Origin of the sequence: Noviherbaspirillum sp. (genome assembly GCF_036563305.1) — a bacterium.
In the GTDB taxonomy this organism is placed as follows: Bacteria; Pseudomonadota; Gammaproteobacteria; order Burkholderiales; family Burkholderiaceae_D; genus Noviherbaspirillum.
In genome coordinates, this window is the sequence record NZ_DATCMQ010000003.1 from 1 (window position 1) to 12,692 (window position 12,692).

1 protein-coding gene (running past one end of the window) is annotated in these 12,692 nt (G+C 67.4%); it reads right to left on the minus strand.

The annotated features are described in order from the left end of the window. The coding region annotated (locus VIM12_RS00520) for a DUF4347 domain-containing protein (protein WP_331939646.1) crosses the window boundary (this coding region is incomplete at its 3' end): on the minus strand, positions 1-12,692 show 12,692 of its 30,417 nt. Its footprint extends 17,725 nt past the window's final position.

The following is a 12,692-nucleotide window of genomic DNA, read 5'->3' on the forward strand; positions in this document are numbered from 1 at the left end:
GCCGGCGGTGATCGTCTCGTCGCCGCCGCTGGCATTGGTCGTGTCCAGCGTTTCCGCCGTCACCAGCTTGCCGGCGTTGTAGACCAGCCTGCCGTTGTCGCCGACCACCGTGGCGTCGCCGTCACCGAGGGTGATCAGGTCGCTGCCGTATCCGGCGAGGATGACGCTGTCGCCGTCCAACCCTGCGATGCTGTCGTCGCCGCCGAGCGCCTGGTCGTAGCCGGTCGAGATGACCTGCGAGAGCGCGCCGTTGGCGTCGTATTCGACCTTGCCGTTGTCGCCAAGGACAACCCGGCTGCCATTGCCGAGCATGACCTTGTCCGCTCCAATGCCGGCCAGGACATGATGGATGCCGTCGCCGGCCGTGATCACATCGTCGCCGCCGCTGTTCACGGCGGCGTCCAGCGTTTCCAGGCTGGCGAGTGCGCCGGCGGTGTAGACGATGGCCGCATTGTCGCCGAACAGCACCGCATCGCCGTTGCCCACCGTGATCGCATCCTTGCCGTAGCCGCCGATGACGATACCGTCGCCGCTGCCGCCGCTGATCGTGTCGTCGCCGCCGAGCGCCTGGTCGTAGCCGGTCGAGATGACCTGCGAGAGCGCACCGTTGGCGTCGTATTCGACCTTGCCGTTGTCGCCGAGGACGACGCTCCTGCCGTTGCCCACCGTGACCTTGTCCGCGCCGATGCCGGCCAGGACATGGTGGAGGCCGTCGCCGGCGGTGATCGTCTCGTCGCCGCCGCTGGCATTGGTCGTGTCCAGCGTTTCCGCCGTCACCAGCTTGCCAGCGTTGTAGGCCAGCCTGCCGTTGTCGCCGACCAGCGTGGCGTCGCCGTCACCGATGGTGATCAGGTCGCTGCCAAAACCGCCGAGGATGATGCTGTCGCCGTCCAAGCCTGCGATGCTGTCGTCGCCGCCGAGCGCCTGGTCGTAGCCGGTCGAGATGACCTGCGAGAGCGCGCCGTTGGCGTCGTATTCGACCTTGCCGTTGTCGGCGAGGACAACCCGGCTGCCGTTGCCCAGCGTGACCTTGTCCGCGCCGACGCCGGCCAGGACATGGTGGCTGCCGCCATTGCTGTCGCCGGCGGTGATCACGTCGTCGCCGCCGCTGCCGTTGGCCGTGTCCAGCGTTTCTGCCGTCACCAGCGTGCCGGCGTTGTAGACCAGCTTGCCGTTGTCGCCGACCAGCGTGGCGTCGCCGTCACCGACAGTGATCAGGTCGCTGCCGTATCCGGCGAGGATGACGCTGTCGCCATCCGCGGCGTCGATGCTGTCGCCGCCGCCAAGGCCGGCGTCGAAGTCGCGGGAGACGACTTCGGACAGTGCGCCAAGGTTGTCGTATTCCACGCGGCCATTGTCACCAAGGACGACGCGCTGGCCGGCGCCGAGCGTGATCCCGTCCGCGCCGATGCCGCCGATCAGGTGCTGACGCCCGGCGCCGAGCACGACGGTGTCGTCGCCGCCGCTGGCGGTGCTGCTGTCGCGGGTCTCGACGCGCACCAGCACGCCGCTGACGCTCATCGTGACCACGCCGTTGTCGCCGAGAACCAGGCTGTCGCCATCGCCGGCGCTGATGCTGTCCGCACCGGCGCCGCCGATGACGCGCTGGTTGCCGTCGCCCAGCACGATCGTGTCGTTGCCGCCGCCTGCCGCGTCGAAATCGATGCTTTCCGCCTGCGCCAGGCTGCCGTCACCGTTGAAGCTCGCGCTGCCCTTGTCGCCGATCACCACGTTGTTGCCGGCGCCGGCGGTCACGCTGTCGGCGCCGTTGCCGGCAATGATGACGTTGTTGCCGCCGGCGTCGGTGATGACGTCGTCGCCGCCCGCCCGGTTCGCCGTGCTCTCCACCCGCACCGGATCCGCGGTCGTCAGCAGGCGCACGCTGCCCGCCTTCTGGGTGATGGTGCCGTGATCGGCGAGGATGATGTCGTCGCCGCTGCCGCCCTCGATGCTGTCGTTGCCGACGGCAAGCGCGTCGCTGGTGACAGCGACGTCATTGGCGCCGGCGTCGTTGACCACCGACAGCAGATCGGCCGAGGCCAGGCTGAGGCGCTTCGACAGGTCGATGTTGAAGCCGCTGTCGCCGTAGATATGGTCGTTGCCGCCGCCACCGACGATGCGGTCGTTGCCCGAGCCGCCGGCCAGTTGGTCATTGCCCTGGCTGCCGTAGATCAGGTCATCGCCGGCACCGCCGTAGATGGTGAGTCCGAGCGTGGCGTTGCGGGCATCGATGGTGTCCTTGCCCGGGTTGTCGAATGCGAACGCGCGGCCGCTGCCGCTTCCCGGCGTGCCGCTGTAGTAGCTGCCGTCCTGGCTGGTGTCGCCGAAGACGATCAGCGGGGCGGCTGCGCCGCCGCCGCCGTTGACGGTGATGTGGTCATCGCCGCCGCCGCCCTGCACGACCGTGATGGTGTCTTCCACGCTGTGGTCGACGACAAAGCTGTCGTTGCCGCGTCCGAGCAGGATGTCGACCACTTCGAAACCGTGGTACGTGATGCCGCCGTCGACGGTACGCACGTCCGGATCGGTGAGCGAACCGAAGTTGAGCGTCAGCGGACCGCCCATGCCGAGGCCGGAGATGTTTGCATACTGCGACGGCGTCAGCGCGGACGGCGACACGCCTACCAGCGAAGCGAGACCGGACAGGTTGCTGACCTGGCCATGCTTGCCGCTGTCGTTGGCGATGCTGCCGTCGTTGTAGATGTTGAGCGTGTCGGTGTTGGCGCTTTCGACAATCTGCAGGTTGGAGGTGGTGAGCGGGCCGTCGGTCTCGGTCGGCAGCATCACCGCGCGCTGCAGCGAGCGGTCCTTGCCGGCCAGCACGCTGCCCTCGATGAACAGCGGTCCCTTGACCGCGGCCAGCGTGTGCGGCTGGGCCGGGAAGGTCTGCACCGGCACGCTGCCGATGTCGGTCGCGGCGTTCGGATTGACCGACACCTTGACGACGAAGGCCTGGTTCCAGTTGCTGCTGTTGAAGGTCACCGTCGGCACGCCGTCGATGATCGCAAAGCGCGGATCGCTGCTGCCCTGGTCGAGCAGGTAGTCCGACAGGATGGTCTGGCCGTCCGACATCAGCTTGACGGTGACGGGGTGGGTCGGTTCGCGCGTCAGGCTGATGCTGTAGGTATCGCTGCCGGCCTCGGAAACGATGGTCGAGCCGCCGGTCGGGGTGACCAGCAGGCCGCCGACGTCGTCGTCGCGCACCTCGACCACCAGTTCCGGCTGCTCCAGCGCGGACGCATAGTCGCCGCCGGCGGTGGTGCTCAGCACGTGGGTGATGGTGGACGAGGCAGTGTTCTCCGCCGTCGTGTTCTGGCGGCCCGTCACCCGGATCTCGAATGCCTGGTTCCAGTTGGCGTCGGTGAAGGTGACAGTGCGCGCGGCCACGTCGAGACGGCCCGGGTGTGCCGGGTCCGCCGCCGCGATTTCCAGCTGCGCGGTGTCGAAGTCGAGGCGTACCGTGACCACTTCGCCGGCCTTGGGCGGCCGGGTCAGGGACAACTGGTAGGTATCGCCCGTGGCATCGCCTTCCACCACGCGGTTGCCGCCCTCGGATTCGCGGATGATCAGCGCCGGCTTGTCGTCGTCCACCACGCGCACCTGCACGTTGGCGATCTGGGCCTTCTGCAGGCTGGCGTTGTCGCTGCGGATCGAGTGGCTGATGACGGCTTTCTGCTCGCCTTCCATCGCCGCGTCGCCGGCGGCGCGTACCCAGATCTTCTGGCTGCGTGTCCAGTCGTTGGCGCCGCCGTTGTCGGTGGCATCGAAGGTCAGCACCAGCGCCTGTGAGAAGTTGACGCCGTCGAGCGAGACCTCGATGCTGCGCCCGCCGTTCTGCAGGTCCTTGAAGGCCGCCGCCGTGGCCGACACGGTCATGTAGGCGACGGTGGCGTCGGACGGACGCGGGATGTTCATCGCCAGCGTGTACCAGCTGATTGCGCTGCCGTTGAGCGCATCCTCGACCAGCACCATGTCGCCGGCCGCCTGCTGCTGGACCTTGACCGCGCCCTCCGAGCCGCCGCCGACGTTCAGCCGCACGCCTTCGGCGAACATGCCGTTGTAGGCCGGGTCCAGGCTGGTCATTGCGTGGTTGATGAAACCGCTGCGGCCTTCCACGGAGCTGGCGACGATGGTCTTGGTGACGTCGCCGCCGACATCGATGGTGTCGTTGCCGAGGCCGCCGATCACCGTGGTGATCACGTTGGCCGCGGTGCTCAGGATGAAGAAGTGGTCGTCGCCCTCCATGCCGTCGACCTCGATGCGCTCGGTGCCTTCGATGCCGACGTTCAGGCCGGCGCCCTTGACGCCGGTGTCGGTGATGACGAAGTTGTCGTTGGCCTCGGTGCCGACCACGGTGACGGTATCGACACCGGCGCCGCCGTCGATGGAGAGCGGCGCGTTGATGCTGTACTCGACATGGTCGTCGCCGGCGCCGCCGGTGACTTCGGTATCGGTGCTGGCGAGTTCGTTGGCGGTGCCCTTGATGATGAAGGCGCGCACCACGAACTCGTCGTTGCCGTCGTCGCCGAACAGCTTCAGCACGGCCTTGTTGCTGTACACGGAGAAGCGGTCGTCGCCATCGCCGCCGAATACCGTGGCGGCGTAGCTGATGCCCTTGCTGAGGAAGCCGAGCGTGGTCTCCACCGTCTCGATCTCGTCGCCGCCGGCCACCCGCGGCGCAATGCGCTTGTCGCCGAACATCTGGCCGAACTGGAAGAAATCCTTGCCGCTGCCGCCGTCGAGCGTGGTGATGGCGCTGTTGTCATCGACGTAGAAGGCGTCGTTGCCTTGCGCGCCGGAGACCAGCAGGCGGGCATTGATGCCTTCGTCGTAGTTGATGCGCTCGTACGCATCCTTGAAGCGCGCGTCGTTCACGCCGTCCAGCCCGGTCGATTGCAGCAGCGCGACGAACTTCTTGCGCAGCAGGAAGGTGTCATCGCCGGCGGTGCCGTTGATGGTCAGCTGGTTGACGCCGTCGGCCGGCGCGCCGCTGTCCTTCACCGTCACCAGCAGGTCGCTGGCGCCGGTGGTGTTGACGGTGTAGAGGTCGCTGCCGCCCTGCCCGTCCAGTTCCACCTGGTCGCGCACGCCGCCGTGCATGGTGGTCAGCGACCCGAGGCGGTTGAGCGTGATGCTGTCGTCGCCGCTGCCGCCGAGCACGCGGGTGTAGCCGGTCAGGACCAGCTGATGGGTGTTGTTGAAGCCGGGCGTGGCGCTGGCCGGATTGAGGCTGATGGCGTCGTTGCCGGCGCCGCCGTCGATCAGGGTGGTCACTGTCGTCAGCGTGCCCCAGACATCGATGCTGTCGTTGCCGTCGCCCGCGCCCAGCGTGAGCTGGCCGGCGCTGAGCGCACCCCACAGCGCAAAGCGGTCGTCATCGGCGCCGAGGGTAACCTGCATGCCGTTGGTCACGTTGACCTGGCCGGCGATGTCGAACCGGTCCTGGCCGGCGCCGAGCGCGACGCCGAGCGCGGCGGCGTTGAGCTGGCCGCGCATTTGCAGGTAGTCCGCGCCGTCGCCGCCGGCGATGCTGGCTGCGCCGCTGACGGTGATTGCGCCATGGAGGTCGGTGCTGTTGGCGCCGCCACCGGTGTTGATGGCAAGCGTGGCCGACGTGATCGTGCCGGCCAGGTCGACATTGTCCATACCGCTGCCACTGTCGATCGAGAGCGCGCCGGCATCGATGATGCCAGTGAGGACCACGCTGTTGTCGCCGTCGCCGCCATTGATGACCGCCGAACCAGCGTCGATGCTGCCCGACAGCAGGTAGCTGTCATTGCCGCTGCCGCCGGCGATGCTGACTGCGCCACCGGCCTCGATGCTGCCGGTCAGCGCGAAGGTGTTGCCGCCGTCGCCCATGTCGACGGATAGCGTGCCCGCCTTCAGCAGGTCGGCGACGTTGTACTGATCGATGCCGCTGCCGCCGGTGATGCTCGCCAGGCCGGTGACGTTCAACGCCTCGCTGACGGTCAGCGTGTTGCTGCCGTCGCCAAAGCGGACCGCCAGGGAGGCGGCCGACAGCGGGCCGTTGAAGGTGAACTGGTCGTTGCCGCTGCCGGCGTCGAAGCCGGCCGCGCCCTGCACCGTCATGGTGCCCGCAATCGTCAGGGCGTTGCTGCCGTTGCCGAGGTCGATGCCCAGGCTGCCGGCGTTCGCGCTGCCCGTGAGGTTGAACTGGTCGTTGCCCTCGCCGCCGGACACATCGAATGCGCCGCTTGCGGTCAGGCTGCCGCTGATGTTGAGGGTATCGTTGCCGTCGCCGCCGCTGACCACCATCTGCGGCGCGCTCAGGCTGCCGGACAGGATGATGGTGTCGTTGTCGGACTCGCCGCGGATCTCGATGCGGGTGGCCGATTGCACCGTGCCGAGCACCGTGATGACGGTCCCGGCGACGTCGAGGTTGTTGTGGCCTGCGCTCGCCGCATTGCCGCCGGAATCGCCCTGGTAGTCGCCTTCCAGGGAGACGGTGCCCGCCGCCTTGACCAGCGCGCCGGCTTCGATCGTCAGGTTGTCGCCGGCCAGCAGGCGCACTGCGCCGCCGGTGCTTTCGATGGTGCGCCCGGACTTGACCGTGATGTGATCGGGGATCAGCGCTTCACCAGTGAGTATGGTCTGGTCCTCGGTGGCGACGATGATGATGTCACCGGCGGCGCTGAGGTTCTGCGATACCGTGACCGGGCTCATCGCGCCGACATAGAGGGTGCCGCCGGAAACCATGGCCGGGCCGGCATTGCCGCTGACGAGGTCGAGGTTCAGCGCGCCGGTGTTGAGGATCCAGGTGCTGCCGAGCGTCGATTCGCCCTGCAGCACGCCGACGGCGGTGCTGAGCGCACGGCCGCTGGCGCCGATGTCGTTGCGGGCGAACAGGTAGGTGCGGCCGGACGTCAGGTTGTTGCCGCTGCTGCGGCCGTTCAGGATGCTGCCCTGCGGGGCCGCGATGAAGGCGGTGTACAGCGCGCCGGTCCCGATCTGGTCGATCAGCAGGTCGCCCCAGGCTTCGATCAGGTGGGTGCCGAGCGCGCTCTCCGACTTCAGCAGGCCGCCGCTGCCGGCGCTGCTTCCCGCATAGCTGGTGTCGATGTCGAGATCGTTGCCGGCGGCGCCCACGCTGCCGAAGTCCGCCTTGAGCGTGATGTTGCGGCCTTCGATGTCGACCCCCAGTTTTCCTTCCGTATTGTCCGTGGTGGACGCATCGACCAGCGACACATGCGCACGCAGGTTTACATCGCCGCCGGTCGAGCGGATGCGGTCGATGTTCATGTCGCCCAGCGTCTCATGCAGGTGGATGTTTCCGCCGGCCGTGGCATGGATGGTGCCGGCGGCGGTCAGGTCCATTTCCAGCATGTTGCCGGCCGCGCCGATGTCGCCGCCGGCCGTGAGCTCGATGCGCTTGGCGGCGAGCTTGGCGGTGTCGCTGGCCAGCGCGTCGAGCATGGCGCCCGCGGATTCCAGGCGGATGATGCCCTGCACCGAGGACACGCCCTCGATGCGCATGCTGCCCGCGGTCTCGCGCAGGTGCACGTCGTTGAGCGCGCGCGCCGTCAGCGTGGCGTTCTCGTGCAGATCGAGGGTGATGGCGCTGCCCGCGGCGCCGATGGCGCCCCGTCCCGCTTCCAGGATGGTGTCGCCGCCGACGATGTTCACGCCGGAAGCGGCGCGGTTGACGATGCCGTTCTTGCCCTTGATGCGGACTTCGCCGCCGGCCTCGATGTTGCCGAGGCCGAGCGCCAGCGGGGAATCGCCGGAGCCGAGGTAGATGGTGTCGCGTGCGGTGATGCTGATCCTGCCGCCTGCGTCGACGTTGATGTCGTCGCGCATGTCGATCACCACCTTCTTGATCGCCGGGCGCAGCTTGCTCACATCATCCACTTTGGGTGTAAGGACGACATTGACCCCTGCCTCGGCCACCATGGTGTTGCCGGCCACCAGGGTGATGGTGGTCTCGGTGACGCTGGCCACGGTGTACCAGGTGTTCTTGGCACTGCCGTTCCTGGTATCGCCGGACAGCGCGAATTGCATCCCGGCCTGGATGCCGTCGGCCAGCCAGTCGCCGCCGTCGTTGCGCACCAGGGTGGCGATGCCGTTGCTGCTGCCGATGCTGACCTGGGTGGTCACCACGTCCGAGCGGGTCGGATTGAGGGCGATCGGGGTCAGCGTGACGGTGCGCGCGGTCTCGCCGACCAGCTGGGTCTTGGCGGTCAGCGTGATCGTGCTGCTGACCAGCTTGCCGTCGGCCCAGACCTCGTCGATGCTCTTGATCTGGAAGGTCTGTCCCTTGTCGGTGACGTTGGACGTCTGGCCGCTGACCTGGATGTGCATGCCGGCCTTGAGCCCCGCGTTGGCAAAGCTGGTGCTGGTGCTGACGATGGTGTCGTAGGCGCCCATGTCGCGGAAATCGACCTTGGCCGCAACCGGATCGCCCGCGAGGTAGGTGATGTCGATGCGGTCGGCGGCGGCCAGCGCCACCTGCTGTTCCTCGGTCAGCTTCAGCGGCGTGCTGCCGATCTCGATCACCACCTGGCCGTCGTTGGACCCGCCGCTGCCGGCTGCCCCGCCGCGCGAGCCGACGCCGCCCTTGGACGTGACGATGGTGACGTCATGGCCAACGATGTTGGGCGACTCGATGTTGACCTGGGTGTCGGCGGTCGGCTTGAGCAAGCCGGCGCTCATGGTGAGCAGCAGCTCTTCCCTGGTCCAGACCTTGATGCTGTCCTTGAGCGCCTGTATTTCCGCCGCGCCCGGGCCGCTGGTGACGTCGTAGACGAAACCGGCGTTGTAGGCGGTCTCGGCCGGATTGCCCCAGCGCTTGTGCATGTCGCGGTATTCCGCGGTCATCTTGGCTTCGAGGGTCGCGATGGCGGCGTTGTCGTAGCCCATGGCCTCGCGGTAATAGGCTTCCTGCGCGGCCGACAGCTGCACCTCGAACTTGTCGTCGTACGCCGCCGGATTGGCCTGCTGGTTGCGATACGACCAGTAGGTCCGGTACTCCTGCTCCTTGGCCGCCTTGAACGACGCGATGGTGTCGGCGACCTTGGCGTCGGCGCCGGTTTCCTTGGTCAGCTGCAGGTCCTTCCACATGCCGCTGGCAAGCTCTTCGTAAGTGCGCTGGTCGCGCTGCTGCGACTTGTTGGCGTCGAGCAGGTAGCCGTCCTTGACCTCGATGCGGATGGTGCCGTTGCCGCTGGCGGACTTCGCCTGCTGCAGGCGCAGATCGCCCGCGCGGGCCTGTTCGGCCTTGACCGCGGCGGAAAACTCGCCCTGGGTCAGGTAGATGTCCTGCCTGGCCAGCGCGGTGACGCTGTTGCTCAGGTCGGCCCCGGCGTACAGGGTGATGGCCTGGCCGGCAGAACCGATGCTGCCGGTCTGCGCGTTCAGCGTGATCGAGCCGCCCTTGCGCTCGGCGCTGCCAATGCGGCCGTCGCCCCAGGACGCGCTGCCGGTCCTGGCCATCACGATCGAGCGTTCCGCGGTCAGCACGACGTCCTGGCCGGCGCCGGCCGTGACGCGGTCGATCTTCATGTCGCCGTTGATCTCGTTGATCTGGATCCTGCCGTCCGAAGAGTTCGCGGTCAGCGCGGCATACGACTCCACCTTCTGCCACTTGCTGGTATCGGCGTAGTTCTGCTTCGACAGGTCGAGCTTGGCCGCGCCGCCGATGTAGCGATACACCGCTCCCGGCTCGCCGCCCTTGTCATAGCCGCCGTTGACCAGCACCTGCTGGCCCTTGATGGTGTAGCTGCCGTTGCCGGCGATGTAGTTGTAGTCGACCGAATTGCTCAGTTCCCACAGCGCGGTGTTGCCGTAATTCTGCTGGGTCAAGTCGAGCGAGGCGGCGGCCCCCTTGTAGCGATAGATCTTGCCCGCCTGTCCGCCGCCGGCATAGTCGCCGGCGAGCCGGATGGTGTAGCCGGCCTCCAGCGCGGTCAGGCCGGATGTGGTGGTGAAATCGTAGGGCGGGGTTTCCGCCAGGTCCACGTTGAGGCCGACGCCGCCGCTGTTGGTCGGCTGCAGGCCGATGCCGCCCTTGGCATCGAGCACCACCTTCTGGCCGCCGACGTAGGCGCTGTCGGTCAGCTGTTCGATGGTTTTCGCCGCCACCAGGGTGGTGGTGCCCGAGCTGTTCAGGATAGGGCCCTGCAGCCAGATGGCGCCGCCCGACTTCACCGTCACGTCGCTCTTGTCGTGACCGATGAAGTTGATGTTGATGGCGTAGTCGGCGCGGATGTTGTGGCTGTGGATGTCCATGAACTTCGTCTCTTCGACGAAGGTCGAGTACACCGTCTCCTTGCCGTACCAGGTGCTCTCCACCCGCTGGCCGGTCTGGCGGAAGTCCGGCTCGGTCATCTCCACCCGCTGGTAGGCGTATTCGTAGGCGGTACCGACCTTGCTGGTGTCGACGTAGTAGTACGCGGCGCTGCCGACCAGTTTCGGGGGGCCGAGATTGTCGATCTTGGTCCAGTTGATGCGGGCCGGATCGGCGGCCAGCCAGTCGATGCCCAGCCAGCTGCTGCGGCCGACTTCGGCCCACTTGCGCTGCGCGGCTTCCTGGCCGATGGCCCAGCCGTAGCGCAGGCCGGACAGCGGATTGTAGGTGGACTGATTGCCGACCTGGCCGAAGCTGGTGCTGTTGCCGACGGTGGTGGTGATGGTGACGTTGTCGCCGGCCTTCTCGTACAGGGTCACGGTAAAGTTGCCCTGGGCATCCTTCTTGGCGCGATCGACGATGAGCAGCTTGCCGGTGCCGCGCTGCGAGGCGTCGAGCCGCTTGACCACCAGGTCGTAGCCGGTCTGGTTGTCGATGGTGACGTTGGCGTAGCCGCCGAGCACGCGGAATTCTCCCTTGCCGGTGTTGGCAATGGTGGCGTCGAGCTCGATCAGTCCGCCGGACACGCGCAGTTCCTCGACCACGATGCGGCCGGTGGCGGTGTCGTAGCGCACCGCGAAGTCCGAGGTGGACGCGGTGCGCAGCAGGACTTCGCCGGTCTGCCAGCTCGGGATGTCCCGGATTTCCTTGGCGGTGGCTTCGCCGAAGCTGATGCTGTAGTCCTGCTTGCCGCTCTGGATCACGCCATTGGCATTGAGGAACTGGGCCTGGATGTGAATGCGGTCGCCGTAGACGTTGACGCCCGACAGCTGCTGCGCCAGCACGGCGTTGATCTGTGCCTGCGCCGCGCCGGCGCCGGGACCGGACACGCCGCTGGTGCCGCCCTGGCTGACGTCGGTGACGCTCTTCCACTGGCTGTACGCCTCGCCGCCGACGGAGTAGGACGTCACGCCCTCCACGTACACGCTGCCGCCGGTGACGACGGTCATGTTGCGCGCGCGCGTGGTGCCGTTGATCTGGATGTCGCCCTTGCCGCCCTCGATCTTCAGTGTCAGGTTGCCGGACAGGTTGTTGATGTTGCCGACCACGGTGATGTCGGGCGACACGTAGACCGCGCCGGTGCCGCCACCGTTGAAGGTCTGCGGGTTGAAGGTGTTCCTGACGCTGATCGACGGCAGCGCGCCGGCGCCGGCCTGCGGCACCTCGCCGAACGCCGCGCCGGTCCTGCTCTCGTTGAGCTCGTTGATCTTGACGTTGCTTTGGGCAACCACGCCATTGATCACCAGGCCGCCGTTGCTTTCCGGGATGGTGATGCCCATCAGCTTGAGGAAGGCCGGGGTATGGTTGACGATGGTGACGGAGGCGTCGCCGGGCGAATCGAACTTGCCGCTGCCGAGCAGGTTGTCGCCGCGCACGTCGATGATGCCGGCCTGGGCCCAGACCGGGTCGACATACACGGTCATCACATACTGCTGCTTTACCGCGCCGCGCGAATCGAGCAGGCCCTGGGCATTCATCTCCTGCTTGATGCGGTTGATCTCGCGCAGGTAGAACCCGGTCAGCTCGCTGTTGTTGGACTGGGAATAGTTCTCGTAGCTCTTCTGCGCCGCCGCCAGCTGCTTGGCGAGGTCGCTCATCAGCGGCTCCAGCGCCACCCGGTAGGTGATGCCGTTCTGCTCCGACGCGTAGATGGCGCCGGTATTGCGGTCCCATCCGCTCGGGTCGGCCGAGCCGCTGGCCAGGGGCTCCTTGCCCAGCACCAGCGTCTGGCTGCGCTGGATGCCGGTGCGGATCGTGCCCTGCACCGTGACGTTGCCGAGCGCGCTGCTGCTGAGTTCGCCGGTGTAAGACTCCGAGCCGCTCAGGGCGTCGCCGATCGCGCTCGCCCAGTTAACCGCCTTGGCGCGGCTGCTCATGTTGGCGAAGCCGTTGTGTTCCGCATGCAGCTTGGCGTCGCGCGCGGTCTCCATGACCGCGTTCTGGCTGACCACGATGCTGTTGGTCTGGCGCAGGTAGGCCTCCGAGTTGACGTCGTCGATCGGGATCGCGCTGCCGGCAAAGGTGTCGGTGCGCGCGCCCACCGTGTACTGGTCGCGGTTGTGGTCGGTGCCGGTGCCGGCCGAGACGTTGAGTTCGCCGTAAGCGCGCACCAGCGCGCCCTGGCCGACCAGCACTTCGTTGACCGGCTTGAGGTCGACCTTGGACTTGGCCACCGCCACGGTTGCCGCGCCATAAGTCTCCGCGTTGACGGTGGACGAAGTATTGCCCTGGCCGCGCGCCGACAGGTTGACCGCGCCGACGCTGGAGAGCTGCGCGCTGGCGCCGATGCTGACGCGCGCCAGGTCCTGGCTGGTGGCGATGGTGGAGT